Below are 22,077 nucleotides of genomic sequence, written 5' to 3'. Positions count from 1 at the left end.
TTTTAGAATACGCTGTTCCAGGCTTATCCGAACCTTTGGGAGTACACACAATGCAAGAGAACTACAAAATTCTGGTCGTAGATGACGACATGCGCCTGCGTGCGCTGCTGGAACGTTATCTGACCGAGCAGGGCTTCCAGGTTCGTAGCGTCGCGAACGCGGAACAGATGGATCGTCTGCTGACGCGTGAATCCTTCCACCTGATGGTGTTGGACCTGATGCTGCCTGGCGAAGACGGGCTCTCTATTTGCCGCCGTCTGCGCAGCCAGAGCAACCCGATGCCGATCATCATGGTGACGGCGAAGGGTGAAGAAGTTGACCGTATCGTCGGCCTTGAGATCGGCGCTGATGACTACATTCCAAAGCCGTTCAACCCGCGTGAACTGCTGGCGCGTATTCGCGCCGTGCTGCGTCGTCAGGCGAACGAGCTGCCGGGCGCGCCATCTCAGGAAGAGGCCGTCATTGCATTCGGGAAGTTCAAGCTGAACCTCGGCACCCGTGAAATGTTCCGTGAAGATGAGCCAATGCCGCTCACCAGCGGCGAGTTCGCGGTGCTGAAAGCGCTGGTCAGTCACCCGCGTGAGCCGCTCTCCCGTGACAAGCTGATGAACCTGGCGCGTGGTCGTGAATACTCCGCGATGGAGCGTTCTATCGACGTGCAGATCTCTCGTCTGCGCCGTATGGTGGAAGAAGATCCGGCGCATCCTCGTTATATTCAGACCGTGTGGGGTCTGGGCTACGTGTTTGTCCCGGACGGCTCTAAAGCATGAGGCGAATGCGCTTCTCGCCGCGAAGTTCGTTTGCCCGCACGCTGTTATTGATCGTCACCCTGCTATTCGTCAGCCTGGTGACGACCTACCTGGTGGTGCTGAACTTTGCAATCCTGCCGAGCCTTCAGCAGTTTAATAAGGTGCTGGCATACGAAGTGCGTATGCTGATGACCGACAAACTGCAACTGGAGGACGGCACGCAGTTGGTTGTTCCCCCGGCGTTCCGTCGGGAAATCTACCGTGAGCTGGGCATTTCTCTCTACTCGAACGAAGCGGCGGAAGATGCCGGCCTGCGCTGGGCGCAGCACTATGAATTCCTCAGTCAGCAGATGGCGCAGCAGCTTGGCGGCCCGACGGAAGTGCGCGTTGAGGTCAATAAAAGCTCGCCGGTTGTCTGGCTGAAAACCTGGCTGTCACCCAACATTTGGGTGCGTGTTCCGCTCACCGAGATTCATCAGGGCGACTTCTCGCCGCTGTTCCGATACACCCTGGCGATCATGCTGCTGGCCATCGGCGGCGCATGGCTGTTTATTCGTATCCAGAACCGACCGCTGGTCGACCTGGAGCATGCGGCATTGCAGGTCGGTAAAGGTATTATCCCACCGCCGCTGCGCGAGTATGGCGCATCGGAAGTGCGCTCGGTAACGCGTGCGTTTAACCACATGGCGGCAGGCGTTAAACAGCTGGCGGACGACCGTACGCTGCTGATGGCCGGGGTCAGCCATGACCTTCGCACCCCGCTGACGCGTATCCGGCTGGCAACAGAGATGATGGGCGAGCAGGATGGTTATCTTGCAGAGTCCATCAACAAGGATATCGAAGAGTGTAACGCCATCATCGAGCAGTTTATCGACTACCTGCGCACCGGGCAGGAGATGCCGATGGAGATGGCGGATCTGAACGCGGTTCTGGGCGAAGTGGTTGCCGCCGAAAGCGGCTACGAACGTGAAATTGCGACCGACCTTCAGGCAGGCGAGATTCAGGTACGTATGCACCCGCTCTCCATTAAACGCGCGGTGGCGAATATGGTGGTTAACGCGGCGCGGTACGGCAACGGCTGGATCAAAGTCAGCAGCGGTACGGAACTCAACCGCGCCTGGTTCCAGGTGGAAGACGATGGCCCGGGCATCAAGCCTGAGCAGCGTAAGCACCTGTTCCAGCCATTTGTGCGTGGCGACAGCGCGCGCAGCACCAGCGGAACCGGCTTAGGCCTGGCGATTGTGCAGCGTATTGTTGATAACCATAACGGACTGCTGGAAATTGGCACCAGCGAGCGGGGCGGTTTGAGCATTCGTGCGTGGTTACCGGTGCCGGTTTTACGGGGGCAGGTGAAAGAGAGTTAAAAAAGGGGGGGGGGCCTGATGCCCTCACCCCGGCCCTCTCCCACGGGGAGAGGGAGAAAACATTAAAAAAGGCAACTTTCGTTGCCTTTTTGCTTTTACCTTGGTCCCGCACTCACCAGCGCAGCACCGGCCGGTGTGTCGGTATACTTCTCGAAGTTTTCGATAAACAGTTTCGCCAGCGATTCAGCCTTCTCACGCCACTGTTCCGGTGAACCGTAGGTGTTACGCGGATCCAGGATACGCGTATCCACGCCCGGCAGCTCTGTTGGGATCGCCAGATCGAACATCGGCAGCGTAAAGGTCTCGGCGTTATCCAGCGAACCATCCAGAATCGCGTCGATGATGGCGCGTGTATCTTTGATGGAGATACGTTTGCCCGTACCGTTCCAGCCGGTGTTCACCAGGTACGCCTGGGCGCCGGATGCCTGCATGCGTTTCACCAGCACTTCCGCGTACTGCGTTGGGTGCAGCGACAGGAACGCCGCGCCGAAGCAGGCGGAGAAGGTTGGGGTTGGCTCGGTCACACCGCGCTCGGTACCCGCCAGTTTAGCGGTAAAGCCGGAGAGGAAATGGTACTGCGTCTGGCTGGCGGTCAGGCGGGAAACCGGTGGCAGCACGCCGAACGCATCCGCGGTCAGGAAAATCACCTTCGTGGCATGACCCGCCTTCGATACCGGCTTGACGATGTTCTCGATGTGGTAGATCGGGTAAGAGACGCGGGTGTTTTCCGTTTTCGAGGCATCGTCGAAGTCGATAGAACCATCGGCACGCACGGTGACGTTTTCCAGCAGCGCATCGCGGCGAATCGCGTGGTAGATATCCGGCTCTGCCTCTTCCGACAGGCGAATGGTCTTCGCGTAGCAGCCGCCTTCAAAGTTAAACACGCCGTCATCATCCCAGCCGTGTTCATCGTCGCCAATCAGACGACGTTTTGGATCGGTGGACAGCGTTGTTTTACCGGTGCCGGAAAGGCCGAAGAACACTGCTACATCGCCTTTTTCCCCGACGTTCGCCGAGCAGTGCATGGAGGCGATACCGCGCAGCGGCAGCAGGTAGTTCATGACCGAGAACATCCCTTTCTTCATTTCGCCGCCGTACCAGGTACCGCCGATCAGCTGGATACGCTCGGTCAGGTTGAAGGCGATAAAGTTTTCGGAATTAAGACCCTGCTCTTTCCACTGCGGGTTGGTGCATTTCGCGCCGTTCATCACGATAAAGTCAGGGGTGAAGTCTTGCAGTTCTTCATCGGTCGGACGAATGAACATGTTCTTCACGAAATGCGCCTGCCAGGCCACTTCAGTAATGAACCGTACGGAGAGACGGGTGTCGGCGTTAGCGCCGCAGAACGCATCAATAATAAACAGACGCTTGCCGGAAAGCTGATGGGTGACAAGTCCTTTCAGATGCTGCCAGGTTTCCGGGGAGAGCGGTTTGTTATCGTTCTTCCCTTTGCCCTTATCAGCCCACCACAGCGTATCGCGGGTGGTGTCGTCTCGGACGATATACTTATCTTTAGGCGAACGACCGGTAAAAATACCCGTATCGACGGCGATAGCACCCAGGTTCGTCAACACACCGCGCTCGTATCCTTCCAGTGCCGGATTGAGCTCTTCCTGATACAGCGTATCGTAATCGGGGTTGTAGACCACTTCCTGGACGTCGTGAATACCATAAGCCTTGAGATCTTGCGGGGTTAAACCATTAACACGCATATCACTGCTCCTTAGCCAATATGTACTGCCTGAAATTGTAGGGTTTTTCTGGGGATGTTAACCGCGACGGGGCTCATAGATTTACGTATCTGGTCAAAACCCTTACTAACGGAAAACGCTGCGACTCCAGTCACAGGGCGGGCAGATTATCGCAGGAATCGCTTTTTGGATGGGGAAAATGTTCTTAAAAGGTTAATCTCTGGTGAATTTATCCAGAAGAATGTGAATGTAATCGCATACATGTAAGAAAATTACGTAAGGGTTACATTGGGAAAACGATTCAGCTTGGGTGGCGTTTTTTACCCCTCACCCAAAGGGGTGAGGGTGTTCAAGTTCTCTCTCCCCGTTGGGGAGAGGGTTAGGGTGAGGGGAAAGAGGTTTAGTGAACCTGCGGGTCCGCCGGAGAGGCGTTATTGCGGATCTCCGCGATATCCATGGAATTGAACACGTAGTGCGTACCGCAGTAATCACAGTGCATATCGATCTCACCGTCTTCCGCCATGATGCTGTCGATCTCTTCATCCGGCAGCGTTTTCAGGGCGCCAGCACAACGCTCGCGAGAGCAGGTGCACTTAAATTCCACATCCTGCGGATCGTAAACCGTCACTTCTTCTTCGTGGTACAGACGCCACAGCACGTCGGTCGCCGACAGGGTGAACAACTCTTCCGCTTTGATGGTTTCCGTCAGCGTTGCCAGATGCTCGAAATCATTGGTCTGTGCATCCTGCGCAGGCAGAACCTGAAGCAGCATACCACCGGCAGCAGGCTGACCATCCACTTCACCGGTGCGGATGAACAGGCGGGTTGGCAGCTGTTCGGAACGCATGAAGTAATCTTCCAGGCAGGCGGCAAGCGTGTCGCCTTCCAGACCGACAACGCCCTGATAGCGCTCACCCTCTTCAGGCGAGATCGTGATAACCAGGTAGCCATTTCCGACCAGCGTTTTCAGATCCGCATTTTCAGGGATATCGCCCTGAACGCGCGCCACGCCGCGCATCTGCTGCTGGTTATTGCCGTTGATCACCGCCAGCGACATCGGGCCATCACCCTGCAACTGAACGGTAATATCGCCAGCGAACTTCAGCGTGGCGGTCAGCAGGCTGGTGGCAACCAGCAGTTCGCCCAACAGGGTTTTCACCGGCAGCGGGTAGTTGTGGTTTTCCAGAATCTGTTTCCAGGTTTCGGATACGGTGACCAGCTCGCCGCGCACGGCGAATTGTTCAAACAGATAGCGGTGTAATTGGTCGTGTTGGGCCATTTTCATCTCTCGTGCAGGTGAGGGTTACTCGCTCTCACCGTGTTTAAATTTCATCAGATCGCGGCGCTCTTTTTTATCCGGTCGCCGGTCCGGGTGAGGCATGGTCAGCGCATTCATTTTGCGCGCCAGCGCGGTTTTCTCGCGCTTCTCTATGCTTTCGGCCGTCTCTTCATACAGCAAAACGGCTTCGGTTGCGGGCCGCCGCTGCTCGGTAATGGCTTTCACCACCACCGTTTTCTCATCGTTGCCCTGGCGAAGCGTTAGCGTGGCATTCAGTTCAACCAGCTTGCTCGGTTTGCTGCGCTGACCGTTGTAATGCACCTTTCCGCCATCAACCATTTCACGGGCAAGGGCGCGCGTTTTGTAAAAACGGGCGGCCCACAGCCATTTATCCAGTCTTACCCCATCAGCGGGTTTTTCTTTCATGGCGTCTCCTTCACGGTGAGTGAGGGGATCATCCGGCGATAGTCGTTCAGCCCCGGATGTCGCAGATAGCTTTTTTCAGCCAGGCCGGAATCCGGATTAGTCACGCCCAGACAATAGCGAATGCCAAAAGCGGCCGCAGAATCCAGAATCGGCTCGCTGTCGTCAATAAACAGCGTGCGTTCCGGCTGTAAACCGGTCTCTTCCACCACGGCATGCCACAACCGCTGATCCTCTTTCGGATAACCAAATGTGTGGGTGGAAAGCAATAAATCAAGGTGTGAAGCAAGACCGGTATTTTCCAGCTTCACGGCCAGGTTATGAGGATGCGCATTCGTCAGCAAAATGCGGCGCTTACCGCAGGCTTTCAGCGCATCCAGGAACGGGACCGTATCGTCGCGCAGTACAGCGCGTGCGCCCTGGGCGGTGGTCATGGCACAAATATCCAAACCGAGTCGCTCGCTCCAGTAGTCAAGACAGTACCAGTTTAGCGTATGCTGCACCGCGCTATATTGCGAACGAATGAATTCCTGCGCTTCCGCCGGGGAGATCCCCTGCTGTTCACCGTATGTTTCCGGGACCAGCTTTTGCCAGAAATAGTTATCAAAGGCGAGATCAAGCAGCGTGCCGTCCATATCAAGCAGGACGGTATCGACCGCCTGCCAGTCGATATTAAGATGCATAAGGGGGAACTCCAGCCAGAAGAAACGTGCGCGACAGGGTAGCACAACTTGTCGCGCAGGGACGTTATCCGATCAGGCTCTCGGAAGAGGAGATCAGTTTCGGGTTCAGGCAATTTTCGTAGTAGGCCTGGATTTCTGCCAGCCGCGTGCGGGAACGCTGATAGCGGCGTACGGCCTGATAACCGTTCCAGACAATGCACGCCAGCATTGCAATCAGCAGCAGGGATGTCCCTATATAGCGCCACAGGCCAGCGCTATCCGGCATACGGTGCAGGCCAATATGACGCGTGCCGTTGGCGTCGGTAAAGAGGGTGGTGACGATCCCTTCCGCGCTGAATGGCGTCTGCATCAGCATCTGCGCCAGACGCTGGAATTCGCTCCACTGCTCCTGGGCAGGATAGTCATAGAGCGAAACCTGCGGATAAGGTTGATCCACCAGGTCGCTGCCTTCATCGCTGGCAATCACAAAACCGCCGGGCGCCGGGCTGTTAAGCGCCTGGGCGGCACGGGTGGTTTCACGCATCACGAAGGGGGCGGTAGAGGTCGCCACCAGGTTATCCAGCGACTCGGCGCTGACCGGACGCAGAAGCACGTTCACACCGTCCAGGCGTCCCGCTTCGGCGCGTTTCACCAGCGCGTCCCAGTCTTTGCTGTTGCCGAGGTTGACCAGCGCGTTCTTGAGCCGGATACAGTCATCCTGGGCGGAACAGAGATCCTCTGTTTTCAGGACGATTTCGCCAAAGTCATCCAGCAGTACCATGCCCGACTTCTGAATAGCCGAACGCAGGGCAGGGCTGACGCGAGAATCATCATCCGGTTTTGGATGGAGCTGGCGATTAATCGTCTGGGTGAGCGCAGTGGCCTTGTTGACCACATCCGATTCCGGCAGCGGCAGCGGAGAGGCGTCATTCCAGATGATCTGAGAGCAGTCGAACGGCGCGAACGGCGAGTTCTGGCGCGTGTTCCAGGCGCCCGGCGTGTGGATATTACACATCCCGGTGCCTTTGAGGCGCAACGTATCTCCCACGCGTACACCCGCTTCTTCGAGCTGCTGTACGCTGGTGGCTTCCACAGTTTGCGCCCCTTTGATCCACGACAGGGTAAATTTAATCGGCATATCCAGCGGCACGAAGAGCAGCAGCATGACGAAGATTAACGCGGCACCACCGGCAATCACCGCGCTGCGGAGCCAGTGCTGAAGCGGGAAGTTTTTCACTTCGTCGTGCAGGGATAAGTAGCGCCCCTGGCGTACAACGTGGCGGTCGAGATAGATATCAATATCCGTTTTGTGGCCAAGGTCCTGCGCTATCCACGGCTGCCAGTGGCGCGGATAGATAAGATCGATGATCCCGAGCGAGATATTGTTGATATGTTCCTGATCGTTCTCACCGAACAGTCCCCAGCGTTTTGGGGTTCCGCGCAGGCAGTGAATTTCGCGTAATGACGTTTTTGCCGGCGGAGCAAATATGCCCCACAGCCCGGCGGCCAGAAGCAGTACTGCGCCACCCGCGAGCCACGGAACAAACACGTCCGGCGTCAGCAGGCAGATGAAAAAGAGCAGGAACGAGGCGACAATCAACACCGCTTCGCGAATGCCATCCGGGCGGCTCAGGACGTACTCTTCATGCGTCTCCTGGCGGATGTTCAGCAGTTCGATCTGCTCAGTCTCTTCACCGCGAATAGAGGCCTGCGTTCCGCTTGCGCGTTCCAGCGCAAAGCGTGGCGCTTCCTGAACATATTCGCTCAGCGTATGACCATTGAGGGAGATAACCAGCGGCAGCGTATCGGTATGGATGAGCTCGACGCTGTTTTCGTCGTTAATATACTGCTCCCAGAAGGGAGGCAGGTGCACTTCAACAGAGTCGAGATAGTAACGCCACTTGTTGGGATCGTCGGTTGTAATGCCGTAGCGGGTAATGGAGCGCGTTACGCACAGAACGGTGTCACTTTGGGCGTTCAGGTTGAGCGATACGGGGGCGGCGCTGGCGCCGGTAGGGCCAGGCGAAAGCCGGGATCGGTTCAGCGTGTCGAGATACTGCTCAACGGTGCTGCGTTCCTCTGGCGAAAGCTTGCGCGTGTTTGCCCCGGCAAACGCGTTCAAAAAGGGCAGCCGATAACGGCGATGTACGCGGCGCCTGAATACCCACACCGCAATCGACGCGCAGGCCAGCACAGCAGCGAGAAAAATCAAAATGGTGCTCATGCTTTCCCCATCTTACTTATCTTCTTACAGGTGTTGTCAGTCGCACCTTTTGTACAATGAATGAGATTCTGTGGTCGGCTATCGGCAAGTATGGAGTCTAACTTGAGCATGTTGACGCGCATCCCAGTGACCGGTAATGATAACAAAGCCTGTTCCGGCGCGATATCAGCAAATTCCTGGAAACATTTCAACCTCTTGACATTTGTTTTGAAATGAGAATCGCCTACAGTTACGTTGCATAAATGTAAATAAAGAGCAATTGACATTGCCGAAACCGTGCGGCGTATCGCACAATAAAGCCAGTTCACCCAGCAAAGACCCGTCAAGATGACCAAACCCTTACAAAAGCCCACCATTCTGAATGTTGAAACCGTCGCGAAATCGCGTCTGTTTAATGTCGAAAGCGTGGATCTGGAGTTCAGCAACGGTGTGCGTCGTGTTTATGAGCGTATGCGCCCCTCCTCGCGTGAAGCGGTGATGATTGTGCCCATCGTCGACGAGCACCTGATCCTCATTCGTGAATACGCCGTGGGCACAGAATCCTACGAGCTGGGTTTCTCCAAAGGACTGATCGACCCGGGCGAAACGGTGTTTGAAGCGGCAAACCGGGAGCTGAAAGAAGAGGTCGGTTTTGGCGCGAAAGAGCTGACGTTCCTGAAAAAGCTGAGCATGGCACCGTCCTATTTCTCCAGCAAAATGAACATCGTTGTCGCGGAAGATCTCTATCCTGAATCGCTGGAAGGAGACGAGCCGGAACCGCTGCCGCAGGTTCGCTGGCCGCTGGCTCATCTGATGGATTTGCTGGAAGATCCTGACTTTAACGAGGCGCGCAACGTGAGCGCACTGTTCCTGGTGCGGGAATGGCTGAAGGGGCAGGGGCGTTTGTAGCGCCACCATTAAAAACGGCAACCGAAGGTTGCCGTTTTGCATTGACGTTGTAGGCCGGGTCAGGCGTAGTCGCCACCCGGCTTTTTTGTTGGCGTCAGAACAGTTCGTGCGTCTCGCCGTTATCAATGATCTCTGTCCCCACCTCATGCACTGCCTGCGTGGTTGGCTGCGTACCCTCGATGAAATACTCGGCACGGCTGTTACCGCCATTCGCGAGCTGTCCGGTGCTGCGGTCGATATTCACCGTCACCACGCCCGGCGGAGGCGTTAGCGGCTGCTCTGGTACGCCCTCGAGAACGGCCTTCATGTAAGCATCCCAGGCAGGTTGCGCACTCTTCGCGCCGCCTTCGTAACCGGAAATCTGATCTTTAATCGCGCCAGAGGCGGTCGTGCGCCCCAGATCGCGGCGGTGATCGTCAAAACCAATCCAGACGGAGGTGACAACCCCCGGGCCATAACCTGAGAACCAGGCATCTTTTGAACTGTTGGTTGTCCCGGTTTTGCCGCCGATGTCGTGGCGCTGCAAATCGCGGCCCGCTCGCCAGCCGGTGCCTTGCCAGCCCGGTTCACCAAAGATGTTGGTGTTCAGTGCGCTCTTAATCAGGAACGACAGCGGCGTGCTGATCACGTGCGGGGCATACTCCTGCGCGCCACTCTGGGCGACCAGCGCCTGATTGGCCTGTTCCAGCTGGGGCTGCGGCACCGCCAGATTCTGACGTTCCTGAGAGATCGCCACATCTTCCATATCCTTGTTTTCCAGGACATTGGATTTTGGCGTGTCGCCGTAAATCACCGGAATATCGCATTCAGGGCAGGCAATTTTCGGTTTCGCTTCAAACAGTACGCCGCCCTGATCGTTCTCGATTTTGCTGATGAAATACGGATCGACCAGGAAGCCGCCGTTCGCCATCACCGAATAGCCACGCGCAACCTGGAGCGGCGTAAAGGACGCGGAGCCGAGCGCCAGAGATTCAGTATGAACGATGTTTTGCGCCGGGAAGCCAAAGCGTTGCAGATACTCTGCCGCATAATCCACGCCCATCGCACGCATCGCGCGAACCATGACCACGTTCTTCGACTGGCCAAGGCCCTGGCGCAGACGGATAGGACCAGCGTATTGCGCCGGAGAGTTCTTCGGCTGCCAGTCAGAGCCCGCACCGGCATCCCAGCGGGAAATTGGCACGTCGTTGAGAATGCTGGCGAGAGTCAGCCCCTTATCCATCGCCGCGGTATACAGGAACGGTTTGATGTTCGAACCAACCTGACGCAGCGCCTGGGTCGCGCGGTTAAATTTGCTCTGGTTGAAATCGAACCCGCCAACCAGCGCCATCACGGCGCCGTTCTGCGGATTGATGGAGACCAGCGCAGAGTTTACGTCCGGCACCTGTGCCAGCCACCAGGCATCGCCGACCTGACGCACCCAGATTTGTTGTCCGGTTTGTACGACATCGGTCACTTTACGTGGCGTTGGCCCCTGAAGGGTGTCAGAACGGTATGGACGCGCCCAGCGGACACCCTCCATGCGCAGCGAAACGGATGTGCCATCGGCCATCATCGCCACTGCTTCCTGTGGATCGGCCTGGGTGACGACCGCCGGACGCAGCGGGCCATAGGTCGGCAGCGCTTTCAGGGAATCCGTGATTTTTTTACTGTCCCATGCGCCTTCACCCACTTTCCACAGCACGTTGGACGGGCCGCGATAGCCGTGACGCATATCGTAATCCATCACGTTATTACGCACCGCCTGCTGGGCAGCCTGCTGCACCTTGCGGGTCACGGTGGTATAGACGCGATAACCATCTTCATACGCTTTATCACCGTAGCGACTCACCATCTCCTGGCGAACCATTTCAGTAAGATACGGTGCAGAGAAGGCGATTTCCGGCGCATGGTAATTGGCGTCAATAACGTCGCTGCGCGCCTTATCGTACTCAGACTGGCTGATATAGCCTTCGCTCAACATACGCGACAGCACCACGTTACGGCGCGCGGTGGCGCGGTCCAGCGAGTAGAGCGGGTTAAACGTGGATGGCGCTTTTGGCAGGCCGGCAATGGTCGCCATTTCGCTCAGCGTGAGCTGATCGATCGGCTTACCAAAATAGACCTGAGCCGCAGCCCCTACGCCATAGGCGCGGTAGCCCAGATAGATCTTGTTGAGGTAAAGCTCAAGGATCTCGTCTTTGCTCAGCAGTTGCTCAATGCGGATCGCGAGGAACACCTCTTTGATCTTACGCATCAGCGTCTTTTCCGGGCTGAGGAAGAAGTTACGCGCCAGCTGCTGGGTAATGGTACTTGCCCCCTGAGAGGCATGACCGGAGAACAGCGCCACGCTTGCCGCACGGAAAATACCGACCGGATCGACACCGTGGTGCTCGTAAAAACGGCTGTCCTCGGTGGCGATAAAAGCCTTCACCATCACGGGTGGAATTTGATTTAAGGTCAGAGGGATACGACGTTTCTCGCCGTATTGCGCCATCAGTTCACCATCGGCGCTATAGACCTGCATAGGGATCTGAAGCCGCACATCACGAAGCGTGGCGACATCAGGGAGTTGCGGCTCGACATATTTGTACAAACCAATAATCGAGCCTGCTCCCAGCAGAATGCAACAGACTGCAAGGATCAATAAATACTTTACGAACTTCACCGGAGATTTCCCATTTGGTTTAGCCTGGGCAGTTTCTAAACAATCGCGCGGTAGTATAAAGGCAAGCCTGATTCATTGATATAGCCGTCACTCCGACGGGCGATAAGGAGATCGTGAAGCATGGCTTTTAAAACGTGGCAAACAGGCGTTCATATTCAACAGGATAAGGTGGTTGCGGTAGCGCTGACCAGAGAGCGGGCCGGCTGGCGTTTACGGCGCTGGTGGGCGGTACCGCTGTCGGACGGCGTTATCGGGGAAGGCAAAATACTTAAGCCAGAACAGCTGGTTAACGCATTACGTGGCTGGCGGAAAACATTGCCGCACTCGCATCGGGTATTTCTCTCATTTCCGGCGACGCGCGTTCTGCAACGCGCGTTGCCCCGTCCATCCGTTACCTTGCGTGACAGCGAACAGCTCACCTGGGTAGGCGCCGCATTAGCGCGTGAGCTGGAGATGCCCGCCGATACGCTCTGTTTTGACTACACGCAGGATACGTTCAGCAACACTTTTCAGGTTACCGCAGCGCAAAACAGAGAGGTCGATACCCTGTTGACGCTGGCGAACGCGCTGCGTTTGCGTCTGGCAGCAATCGCCCCGGATGCCGGCGCGCTGGCTAATCTTCTCTCTGCTGTTGCCCCCGCCCGGTGCGTCGCCTGGAGAGATCAACACCAGTGGCTATGGGCGATGCGTCACCAGTGGGGGCGGCGCTATACCACAGAAGCGGCGACGGTGAATGAACTGGCGGCGCTGCTTGCGCTTTCTTCTTCTGATATCGCCGTGTTTGATGCTGCCCGCGATCCCTGGGAAGCGGTGACGCTGTGCCAGCCGCCGTTGCCGGAATGCGGTGCTGATTACACCGTCGCCCTGGCGCTGGCCATGAGCGAGGCGCCGTAATGAGCATGCCCAATCTTTTACCCTGGCGTCGGCAGCAACGTAATCAGCGCCTGCGTTTCTGGGGGCTGCTGTTTGCTGGCTCATGGCTGGTGATGCTGGCGGGGAGTATCAGCCTGCGGGCGACGCAGACTCTCGCGTTACAGGCGTTGCAGAGCGAACTGGCCGGGACACGTGCGGTACAGAAAGTATTGAGAGCCCGTCAGCCGCAGTCAGCGGGGCAGAAAACCCCTTCGCTGCCGTCTGATCCGGCCTGGCAACCTGCGCTGGAGTCCCTTGCCAGCGCAATGCCCCGGCAGGCGTGGCTGACGGCGCTGCGTTATCAGCCACCCTCGCTGACCCTGACCGGCTATACCACCTCACTGCCAGCGCTCTCCGCCATGACCGATGCCCTGAAAGGGGTGACGGGATTTAACCCCGGACCGGCAGGCGAAATGCAACAGGATAGCCAGGGGCGATGGATGTTCTCTTTTCAACTACATAGCCGGAGGTAGCAGGTGGGTATCTGGTATCAACGCTGGACTGATGCACGTCCTTCCCGGCGCGTCCTTTGCTGGTTGATCGCGTCGGGGCTTGTTGCGTGGGCAATTTGGGGACTGCTGCTCAGGCCCGCTGCTCTGCGTTACGCCGATATTCAGGCGCAGGCCATCAGTGCGAAGCGAATCAACGCCTCGCTGTGGCCAGAGGCCGGACGGAGAGCAGTGGTTACGCAAGTGATGCCCTCGCGGCTCTTTTCTCCCCTGGCTTTTCAGCGTGAGGGCGCAAGGCTGGTGTACTGGAAGCCGCAGCAGAGTGGGGGAGAGCTGGCGCTGGATGCCTCCTGGGGCGCGGTCCCGGCGCTCTTTTCCCGGCTGGAGCTTGAGAACGCGCGGGTGAGTGCGTTTTCCATCACCCCACAGGGCAAACAGTTACGCCTCAGCCTGCAACTGGAGATCGGTCATGCGCAGTAAAGCCCGTTTGCTGATCCTGCTTTCTCCGCTTTTCCTGACCGGGATGCGGGATCCCTTCTCTGTGCCGGAAGAGCGTTGCGCAGCCGGGCAGCTCAGCCAGTGGCGGTATCAGGGGGTAGTCAGCGGCAGCAGGGATATCGGCCTTATGCAGGACGGGCAGAAACACTGGCACCGGGTAAAAACGCAGGTGCGGTTACCGACAGGCTGGCGGGTGAGCGCGATAGATAAACAACAACTGACCGTTGATGTCGGCGACATGTGCGAGCCGAAGCGATGGACATGGCAACGAGAAGGAACGAAAAAAAGTGAAGATAAGGATAGGGCTGTTTCTGGCGGCACTCAGCCAGCCCCTGTGGGCCGCGACGCCAAAACCGGTCACCCTGCTGGTGGATGATGTCCCGGTGGTGCAGATATTACAGGCGCTGGTGGCGCAGGAGGATCGCAATCTGGTGGTGTCGCCGGATGTCAGCGGTTCGCTTTCGCTGAATTTAACGCGGGTGCCCTGGAGGCAGGCGCTTCAGACGGTAGTGAACAGCGCCGGGCTGGTATTGCGGGAAGAGGGCGGCATTTTTTATGTGCATACGGCGGCCTGGCAACGGGAGCAACAGACGCGTAAAGAGCAGGAGCGGGCCCAGCGTCTGCTTGACGCCCCGCTGCACTCTCACAGCATTCCGTTTGCTTATGCGGATGCAGCCGAATTGCAAAAAGCGGCAGAAAAGCTCTTAAGCCCGAAAGGCAGTCTCTCCGTCGACAAGCGCACCAACCGTTTCCTGGTCAGGGATAACCAGACGGTGGTGGATATGCTCCAGCGCTGGGCTGTGCAGATGGATCTGCCCGTCGAGCAGGTGGAACTGGCGGCGCAGATTGTGACCATCAGTGAAAAAAGCCTGCGTGAACTGGGGGTGAAATGGAACCTCGCTGACGCAACGGAGGCCGGTAAGGTGGGTCAGGTCACGACGCTGGGGGCGGACCTGTCGGTGGCCAGTGCAACCACCCACGCAGGGTTTAACATCGGGCGCATCAACGGCAGGATGCTGGATCTTGAGTTGTCGGCGCTTGAGCAAAAGCAGCAGGTGGATATCATCGCCAGCCCGCGGCTGCTGGCATCGCACATGCAGCCGGCCAGCATCAAGCAGGGCAGCGAAATTCCGTATCAGGTTTCCAGCGGCGAGAGCGGGGCGACGTCCGTTGAATTTAAAGAGGCGGTATTAGGCATGGAGGTCACGCCGGTGGTCCTGCCGGGCGGTCGCGTGCGCCTGAAACTGCATATCAGTGAAAATATGCCCGGCCAGGTGCTGCAACAGGCAGACGGCGAAACGCTGGCGATCGATAAGCAGGAGATCGAAACGCAGGTAGAGGTAAAAAGTGGGGAAACGCTCGCGCTGGGCGGGATCTTTTCGCAAAAGAATAAAACCGGACGCGACAGCGTGCCCGTGCTGGGCAACATTCCGTGGCTGGGTCAGCTGTTCCGCCATGACGGAAAAGATAATGAACGGCGCGAGTTAGTGGTGTTTATCACGCCACGTCTGGTCAGTATTCAGTAATGGGTAACGATCCCCGCAATGATTTTGCATTCAGTTTGTTGCAGATGTTTGACGTGGGGCATGAATTAGCATACAAGGAGTACCGATTTGAGTTGGACTTACGTCTTATTTCCTTATGCGCCGGGAACGGTGATTTAATCAGTTGCCAAACAAGCCGGAGTATTGAGATAATTTTTCGTCTGACTCTCGCTCTATTGCAAATGAGGTTTCAGTTCATGTCCTGCTACGCCGGGTGTCTGCGCAGCGGGGATTACCATTAACGAATAGTCTTAGTAGTACCGAAAAAATGGCAGAGAAACGCAATATCTTTCTGGTTGGGCCTATGGGTGCCGGCAAAAGCACTATTGGGCGTCAGTTAGCTCAACAACTCAATATGGAATTTTACGATTCTGATCAAGAGATTGAGAAACGAACCGGAGCGGATGTGGGCTGGGTCTTCGACGTAGAAGGCGAAGAAGGTTTCCGTGACCGAGAAGAAAAAGTGATCAACGAACTCACGGAAAAACAGGGCATTGTGCTGGCAACTGGCGGCGGCTCTGTAAAATCTCGCGAAACCCGCAACCGTCTCTCCGCCCGTGGCGTAGTGGTCTATCTTGAGACGACCATCGAAAAACAGCTGGCACGCACGCAGCGTGATAAAAAGCGCCCGTTGTTGCAGGTTGAAACACCGCCACGTGAAGTTCTGGAAGCTTTGGCCGATGAACGCAATCCTCTCTACGAAGAGATTGCTGATGTGACCATTCGTACTGACGATCAAAGCGCTAAAGTGGTTGCAAACCAGATTATTCATATGCTGGAAAGCAACTGATTCTGGCTTTATATACACTCGCCTGCGGGTAAAAGCATTTAAGGTGGATGTCGCGTCATGGAGAGGATTACAGTTACTCTCGGGGAACGTAGTTACCCTATCACCATCGCGGCTGGTTTGTTTAACGACCCAGCTTCCTTCTTACCACTGAAAGCGGGTGATCAGGCGATGCTGGTCACCAACGAGACGCTGGCTCCGCTTTATCTCGACCGTGTACGTCACCTGCTTGAGCAGGCGGGCGTGAAGGTCGACAGTGTGATTCTGCCCGATGGCGAGCAGTACAAAAGCCTGACGGTACTGGATAACGTCTTTACCGCACTTCTGCAAAAACCGCATGGTCGTGATACAACACTGCTTGCCCTGGGCGGCGGCGTTGTGGGCGATCTGACCGGTTTTGCAGCCGCCAGCTATCAGCGCGGCGTGCGCTTTATTCAAATTCCAACCACGTTGCTCTCACAGGTCGATTCTTCTGTGGGCGGTAAAACGGCGGTTAACCATCCGCTCGGCAAAAACATGATTGGCGCGTTCTACCAGCCTGCCTCGGTGGTAGTGGATCTCGACTGTCTGAAAACCTTGCCAGCGCGCGAACTGGCGTCCGGCCTTGCAGAAGTGATCAAATACGGCATTATTCTTGACGGGGAATTCTTCACCTGGCTGGAAGAGAATATGGATGCGCTGCTGCGCCTTGATGGGCAGGCAATGGCCTACTGTATTCGCCGTTGTTGTGAGCTGAAAGCAGAAGTCGTTGCCGCAGATGAGCGTGAAACCGGCTTACGTGCTTTACTGAATCTGGGGCATACGTTTGGTCATGCGATCGAAGCCGAAATGGGCTACGGTAACTGGCTTCACGGTGAAGCTGTCGCTGCCGGAATGGTTATGGCGGCGCGAGCCTCTGAACGTCTGGGGCAGTTCAGGCCGGAAGAGACAGCACGTATCATCGCGTTGCTTAAACGTGCTGGCTTGCCGGTGAGTGGTCCGCAGGAAATGTCTGCTCAGGCGTACCTTCCCCACATGATGCGCGATAAAAAAGTATTGGCAGGTGAGATGCGTCTGGTACTCCCGCTTGCAATAGGGAAAAGTGAAGTGCGCGGCGGAGTGCCGCACGAAGTCGTACTTGGCGCTATTGCTGATTGTCAGCAGGCGTAACAACTAGAAAGGTCAGACCGCTGTAACAGGTGGTCGTTTTAGCTTCAGGTAAATGCAGAGTCGTTGGCAGAAGCCTTTGAGTGGGGTGTTAAATGGATGAATTCAAACCAGAAGACGAGCTGAAACCCGATCCCAGCGATCGTCGTACTGGTCGTTCTCGTCAATCTTCAGAACGTGATAACGAGCCGCAGATCAATTTTGACGATGTCGAACTGGATGCAGACGATCGTCGCCCTTCGCGTAGCCGTAACGCGCGAAATGAGCGAGAAGACGAGGAGTATGAATCCGAAGAAGAGTTAATGGATGAACAGCCTGTTGAACGTCGTCCGCGCAAACGTAAAAAAGCGGTAGCGGCAAAACCGGCCTCCCGTCAGTACATCATGATGGGCCTTGGCGTTCTGGTGCTGGTCTTGCTGATTGTCGGCATTGGGTCCGCGCTAAAAGCACCTTCTACCAATTCTACCGAGCAGACGGCGTCTGCCGAGAAGAGCATTGACCTGTCTGGTAACGATGCGAGCAACCAGGCGAATGGCGCTCAGCCTGCGCCGGGCACCACTTCCGCAGAGCAGACCGCAGGTAACACCAGCGCTGGCCAGGATATCTCTCTGCCGCCTGTCTCTGCGACCCCGACTCAGGGCCAGGCGCCTGCGACGCCTGAAGGTCAGCAGCGTGTTGAAGTTCAGGGCGATCTGAACAATGCGCTGATGCAGCCGCAGAATCAGGAGCAGGTTAACACTGCCGTGGTGAACTCCACGCTGCCAACTGAACCAGCCACCGTTGCGCCAGTTCATGGCAGCAATGCCCAGCAGCAAACGGCGACAACGGAAACCAAACCGCGCCAGACGCAGACTGCGCCACGCCAGGAGCGTAAGCAGGCTGTGATTGAGCCGAAGCGTGAGACGAAACCGCAAACCGTGGCAAAAGCGCCAGAAACGAAAGCGCCAGCGCAGACAAAACCTGCGGTGAGCCAGCCGGTTAAAGCGCCAACGCCTGCGGCAACCACTGCACCGAAAGCAACGGCGACCACAGCCGCGCCTGCGGCAACAACGCCTGCTGCAACAACCCCTGCGGCTCCCGCAGCCAAAACAGGCGCTGCATCAGGTAAAACGACGGGCAACGTGGGTTCTTTGCAGTCGGCCTCTTCCAGCAATTACACCCTTCAGCTGAGCAGTTCGTCTAACTATGACAACCTCAACGCCTGGGCGAAGAAATCGAATCTGAAAAACTACGTGGTTTATCAGACGACCCGTAACGGTCAACCGTGGTATGTGCTGGTGAGTGGTATTTATGCTTCCAAAGATGAAGCAAAACGTGCCGTTTCCACGCTGCCAGCCGACGTGCAGGCGAAAAACCCGTGGGCGAAGCCGATTCATCAGGTGCAGGCCGATCTGAAGTAATGTTTAAAGCGCAGGATGCTGTCGGAGCTTTCTCCACAGCCGGAGAAGGTGTAATCAGTTAGTCAGCATGAAAAAAAATCGCGCTTTTCTGAAATGGGCAGGGGGGAAATACCCCCTGCTCGACGATATTAAAAAGCACCTGCCGAAAGGCGAGTGTCTTATCGAGCCCTTCGTGGGTGCTGGATCGGTGTTCCTGAATACCGATTTTTCTCGTTATATCCTGGCGGATATCAACAGCGACCTTATCAGCCTTTATAACATCGTCAAACTGCGTACCGATGAGTATGTGGAAGAGGCGCGGAAGCTGTTTACGCCAGAGAACAACAACCCGGATGTCTACTATCAGTTCCGCGCTGAGTTTAATCAAAGCCAGGATCCGTTCCGTCGCGCGCTGTTGTTTCTTTATCTCAACCGCCATGGCTACAACGGTCTGTGCCGGTATAATCTGCGTGGCGAGTTTAACGTGCCGTTTGGCCGCTATAAGCGTCCCTATTTCCCGCAGGACGAGCTGTATCACTTTGCTGAAAAAGCGCAGAATGCCGAGTTCTACTGTCTCTCCTATGAAGAGTGCATGGAGCTGGCGGGCGTAAACTCGGTGGTCTACTGCGACCCGCCTTACGCGCCGCTGTCTGCCACGGCAAATTTCACCGCCTACCACACCAACAGCTTCAGCCCGGCCGAGCAGGCGCGTCTGGCTGAGATGGCGGAAAAGCTGGTCAGCAAAAGAATTCCGGTGTTAATTTCGAATCACGACACGCCTGATACGCGCGAATGGTACAAAGCCGCGAAGCATTTTCAGGTAAAAGTGCGGCGTAGCATTAGCAGCAACGGCGGCACACGTAAAAAGGTGGACGAACTTCTGGCGCTTTATCGACCCTGAGCCTTTGCCCGCCGGTAAACACATTTCAAGGAGATGCGGATGAAACAGTTTTTGATTGCCCCCTCAATTCTGTCGGCCGATTTTGCCCGCCTGGGTGAAGACACTGCCAAAGCTCTCGCGGCTGGCGCGGATGTCGTCCATTTCGACGTTATGGATAACCACTACGTTCCCAACCTGACCATCGGTCCGATGGTGCTTAAAGCACTGCGTAACTACGGGATCACCGCGCCCATTGACGTGCATCTGATGGTGAAACCGGTTGACCGCATCGTGCCTGATTTCGCCGCGGCGGGTGCCAGCATCATCACTTTCCACCCGGAAGCCTCCGAACACGTTGACCGCACGCTACAGCTGATCAAAGAGAACGGCTGTAAGGCGGGACTGGTCTTTAACCCGGCGACCCCGCTGAGCTATCTCGACTACGTGATGGACAAGCTGGACGTGATCCTGCTGATGTCCGTCAACCCGGGCTTTGGTGGTCAGTCATTTATCCCTCAGACCCTCGACAAACTGCGTGAAGTGCGCCGCCGTATCGATGAGTCTGGCTATGATATTCGTCTGGAAGTGGACGGCGGCGTGAAGGTCAATAACATCGGTGAGATTGCGGCGGCAGGGGCGGATATGTTCGTCGCAGGCTCCGCCATCTTCGATCAACCGGATTACAAAAAAGTCATTGATGAAATGCGCCGTGAACTGGCGAAGGTAAGTCATGGATAAATTGCAGGCTATTCGGGGTGTAGCATTTGACCTCGACGGCACGCTGGTCGACAGCGCGCCAGGATTAACCCGCGCCGTCGATCAGGCGCTATATGCCCTTGAACTCCCCGTTGCAGGCGAAGAGCGCGTCGTGACGTGGATTGGTAACGGTGCAGACGTGCTGATGGAGCGCGCGCTGTCCTGGGCTCGTCAGGAGCGTGCCTCTCAGCGTTCCGCGCAAGGTAAACCGAGTGTTGACCACGCGGATATTCCCCAGGATGAGCAGCAGCGTATTCTGCGCAAACTGTTCGACCGTTTCTACGAAGAGACCGTCGAAGAGGGTAGCTTCCTGTTCCCGGATGTCGCTGAAACGCTGAGCGCGCTACATGCCAAAGGCATCCCGCTGGGACTGGTGACTAACAAGCCGACACCGTTCGTTGCGCCTCTGCTGGAAGCGCTGGATATCGCGAAATACTTCTCCGTAATTGTGGGCGGCGATGACGTGCAGAATAAAAAGCCGCATCCGGAACCGCTATTGCTGGTGGCAGGAAAATTATCCTTAGCGCCTGCGGAGCTGCTCTTTGTCGGGGATTCCCGCAATGATATTCTGGCTGCCAGAGCGGCAGGTTGCCCGTCGGTTGGGTTGACCTACGGCTACAACTACGGTGAAGCCATTACGCTGAGTGAGCCGGACGTTGTGTTCGACCACTTCAAAGATTTGTTGCCCGCACTCGGGCTCTCGCACAGTGAACATCAGGAATTGAATAATGACTAAGCCCATCGTTTTTAGTGGCGCACAGCCTTCAGGTGAACTGACCATTGGTAACTACATGGGTGCGTTACGTCAGTGGGTGAGCATGCAGGATGACTACCACTGCATTTACTGCATCGTGGATTTGCATGCTATCACCGCGCGTCAGGATCCCGAGAAGCTGCGCAAAGCCACGCTGGACACCCTGGCGCTGTATCTGGCCTGCGGTATCGATCCAGAGAAGAGCACCATTTTCGTTCAGTCTCACGTGCCAGAGCACGCGCAGCTGGGCTGGGCGCTGAACTGCTACACCTATTTCGGCGAGCTGAGCCGCATGACCCAGTTCAAGGATAAGTCTGCCCGCTACTCTGAAAACATCAACGCCGGTCTGTTTGACTATCCGGTGCTGATGGCGGCCGACATTCTGCTGTACCAGACCAACCAGGTGCCGGTGGGTGAAGACCAGAAGCAGCACCTGGAGCTGAGCCGCGATATTGCCCAGCGCTTCAATGCGCTTTACGGTGACGTGTTCAAAGTGCCTGAGCCGTTTATTCCGAAATCCGGTGCGCGCGTGATGTCGCTGCTGGAGCCGACCAAAAAGATGTCCAAGTCTGACGATAACCGCAACAACGTTATCGGCCTGCTGGAAGATCCGAAATCGGTGGTGAAAAAGCTCAAGCGTGCGGTGACCGACTCCGACGAGCCGCCAGTGGTGCGCTACGACGTGCAGAACAAAGCGGGCGTGTCTAACCTGCTGGACATTCTCTCCGGTGTGACCGGACAGAGCATCCCTGAGCTGGAAAAACAATTTGAAGGCAAGATGTACGGCCACCTGAAAGGCGAAGTGGCAGACGCCGTTTCCGGCATGCTGACCGAGTTGCAGGAGCGCTATCACCGTTACCGTAACGACGAAGCTTTCCTGCAAAAAGTGATGAAAGAGGGCGCGGAAAAAGCCAGCGCGCGCGCCTCCGAAACCCTGAAAGCGGTGTACGACGCGATTGGGTTTGTGGCGAAACCTTAAGCCGCTTTGTCGGGTGGCGCTTACGCTTACCCGGCCTACGGGACCGTGCAGGTCGGGTAAGGCGGA

The 22,077-nt window shown here is 56.5% G+C and carries 21 protein-coding genes; 15 read left to right on the top strand and 6 right to left on the bottom strand.

Annotation, left to right across the window (positions count from 1 at the left end; all coding sequences use genetic code 11):
* Positions 1 to 50 precede the first annotated feature (50 nt).
* Together ompR and envZ are read left to right on the top strand one after the other, a co-directional pair.
* On the top strand, positions 51 to 770 hold the full coding sequence (gene ompR, locus ACWKXX_RS15715; protein ID WP_001157751.1) for an osmolarity response regulator transcription factor OmpR: 720 nt from the start codon (positions 51 to 53) through the stop codon (positions 768 to 770).
* Positions 767 to 2,113 carry a two-component system sensor histidine kinase EnvZ gene (gene envZ, locus ACWKXX_RS15710; protein ID WP_003861615.1) on the top strand — a complete coding sequence of 449 codons (1,347 nt, stop codon included), beginning with the start codon at positions 767 to 769 and terminating at the stop codon, positions 2,111 to 2,113. The genes ompR and envZ overlap by 4 nt, the downstream gene beginning before the upstream one ends.
* A 95-nt stretch (positions 2,114 to 2,208) precedes the next feature.
* Here the strand turns inward: envZ and pckA are convergent, their stop codons facing one another.
* From pckA to ACWKXX_RS15685, 5 genes are all read right to left on the bottom strand, one after another.
* On the bottom strand, positions 2,209 to 3,825 hold the full coding sequence (gene pckA / locus ACWKXX_RS15705) for a phosphoenolpyruvate carboxykinase (ATP) (RefSeq protein ID WP_017693860.1): 1,617 nt from the start codon (positions 3,823 to 3,825) through the stop codon (positions 2,209 to 2,211).
* Positions 3,826 to 4,204: 379 nt separating this feature from the next.
* Positions 4,205 to 5,083, bottom strand: coding sequence for an Hsp33 family molecular chaperone HslO (gene hslO / locus ACWKXX_RS15700; protein WP_023304550.1), 879 nt, complete (start codon positions 5,081 to 5,083; stop codon positions 4,205 to 4,207).
* A 24-nt stretch (positions 5,084 to 5,107) separates the two neighbouring features.
* Positions 5,108 to 5,509, bottom strand: coding sequence for a ribosome-associated heat shock protein Hsp15 (hslR, locus tag ACWKXX_RS15695; RefSeq protein WP_017693863.1), 402 nt, complete (start codon positions 5,507 to 5,509; stop codon positions 5,108 to 5,110).
* Positions 5,506 to 6,189: a GMP/IMP nucleotidase gene (yrfG, locus tag ACWKXX_RS15690; protein WP_163359085.1), complete on the bottom strand. Its 684-nt coding sequence runs from the start codon at positions 6,187 to 6,189 to the stop codon at positions 5,506 to 5,508. Before yrfG ends, hslR begins: the two co-directional genes overlap by 4 nt.
* A gap of 64 nt (positions 6,190 to 6,253) precedes the next feature.
* Positions 6,254 to 8,392 (bottom strand): intracellular growth attenuator family protein, encoded by a 2,139-nt coding sequence (locus ACWKXX_RS15685; RefSeq protein WP_017384151.1) that lies wholly within the window; start codon positions 8,390 to 8,392, stop codon positions 6,254 to 6,256.
* A 327-nt stretch (positions 8,393 to 8,719) separates the two neighbouring features.
* Between ACWKXX_RS15685 and nudE the strand changes: the two genes are divergently transcribed.
* On the top strand, positions 8,720 to 9,280 hold the full coding sequence (gene nudE, locus ACWKXX_RS15680) for an ADP compounds hydrolase NudE (RefSeq protein ID WP_003861622.1): 561 nt from the start codon (positions 8,720 to 8,722) through the stop codon (positions 9,278 to 9,280).
* A 94-nt stretch (positions 9,281 to 9,374) separates the two neighbouring features.
* Here the strand turns inward: nudE and mrcA are convergent, their stop codons facing one another.
* Complete coding sequence (mrcA, locus tag ACWKXX_RS15675) at positions 9,375 to 11,927, bottom strand: peptidoglycan glycosyltransferase/peptidoglycan DD-transpeptidase MrcA (protein WP_017384152.1); 2,553 nt, start codon at positions 11,925 to 11,927, stop codon at positions 9,375 to 9,377.
* Positions 11,928 to 12,047: 120 nt separating this feature from the next.
* Between mrcA and pilM the strand changes: the two genes are divergently transcribed.
* The 12 genes from pilM to trpS all read left to right on the top strand — a co-directional run bounded on the left by pilM (position 12,048) and on the right by trpS (position 22,011).
* Complete coding sequence (gene pilM, locus ACWKXX_RS15670; RefSeq protein ID WP_261665949.1) at positions 12,048 to 12,821, top strand: pilus assembly protein PilM; 774 nt, start codon at positions 12,048 to 12,050, stop codon at positions 12,819 to 12,821.
* Positions 12,821 to 13,312 carry a PilN domain-containing protein gene (locus ACWKXX_RS15665; RefSeq protein ID WP_023295535.1) on the top strand — a complete coding sequence of 164 codons (492 nt, stop codon included), beginning with the start codon at positions 12,821 to 12,823 and terminating at the stop codon, positions 13,310 to 13,312. Before pilM ends, ACWKXX_RS15665 begins: the two co-directional genes overlap by 1 nt.
* A 207-nt stretch (positions 13,313 to 13,519) precedes the next feature.
* Complete coding sequence (locus ACWKXX_RS15660) at positions 13,520 to 13,768, top strand: HofO family protein (protein ID WP_261665950.1); 249 nt, start codon at positions 13,520 to 13,522, stop codon at positions 13,766 to 13,768.
* A complete protein-coding gene (locus ACWKXX_RS15655) occupies positions 13,758 to 14,162 on the top strand; it encodes a DUF2531 family protein (protein ID WP_261665951.1) in 405 nt (134 codons plus the stop codon). Before ACWKXX_RS15660 ends, ACWKXX_RS15655 begins: the two co-directional genes overlap by 11 nt.
* On the top strand, positions 14,074 to 15,312 hold the full coding sequence (hofQ, locus tag ACWKXX_RS15650; RefSeq protein WP_284329667.1) for a DNA uptake porin HofQ: 1,239 nt from the start codon (positions 14,074 to 14,076) through the stop codon (positions 15,310 to 15,312). The genes ACWKXX_RS15655 and hofQ overlap by 89 nt, the downstream gene beginning before the upstream one ends.
* 286 nt (positions 15,313 to 15,598) lie before the next feature.
* Complete coding sequence (aroK, locus tag ACWKXX_RS15645) at positions 15,599 to 16,120, top strand: shikimate kinase AroK (protein WP_003861630.1); 522 nt, start codon at positions 15,599 to 15,601, stop codon at positions 16,118 to 16,120.
* A 57-nt stretch (positions 16,121 to 16,177) separates the two neighbouring features.
* Entirely contained in the window at positions 16,178 to 17,266 is a 1,089-nt protein-coding gene (aroB, locus tag ACWKXX_RS15640; RefSeq protein WP_454540832.1) for a 3-dehydroquinate synthase, read from the top strand.
* Between the two features lie 92 nt (positions 17,267 to 17,358).
* Complete coding sequence (gene damX / locus ACWKXX_RS15635) at positions 17,359 to 18,663, top strand: cell division protein DamX (protein WP_032649714.1); 1,305 nt, start codon at positions 17,359 to 17,361, stop codon at positions 18,661 to 18,663.
* Between the two features lie 67 nt (positions 18,664 to 18,730).
* Positions 18,731 to 19,543 (top strand): adenine-specific DNA-methyltransferase, encoded by an 813-nt coding sequence (gene dam, locus ACWKXX_RS15630; RefSeq protein ID WP_003861633.1) that lies wholly within the window; start codon positions 18,731 to 18,733, stop codon positions 19,541 to 19,543.
* Positions 19,544 to 19,582: 39 nt separating this feature from the next.
* Positions 19,583 to 20,260, top strand: a complete 678-nt coding sequence (rpe, locus tag ACWKXX_RS15625) for a ribulose-phosphate 3-epimerase (protein WP_003861634.1) — start codon at positions 19,583 to 19,585, stop codon at positions 20,258 to 20,260.
* Positions 20,253 to 21,014 (top strand): phosphoglycolate phosphatase, encoded by a 762-nt coding sequence (gph, locus tag ACWKXX_RS15620; protein WP_015571431.1) that lies wholly within the window; start codon positions 20,253 to 20,255, stop codon positions 21,012 to 21,014. Before rpe ends, gph begins: the two co-directional genes overlap by 8 nt.
* Positions 21,007 to 22,011, top strand: coding sequence for a tryptophan--tRNA ligase (gene trpS, locus ACWKXX_RS15615; RefSeq protein ID WP_040118179.1), 1,005 nt, complete (start codon positions 21,007 to 21,009; stop codon positions 22,009 to 22,011). The genes gph and trpS overlap by 8 nt, the downstream gene beginning before the upstream one ends.
* The last annotated feature ends 66 nt before the right edge of the window (positions 22,012 to 22,077 follow it).

The organism is Enterobacter sp. UPMP2061 (genome assembly GCF_053709615.1).
Note: the sequence above shows the minus strand (reverse complement) of the source record. Positions and strands in the feature narration are given on the sequence as shown.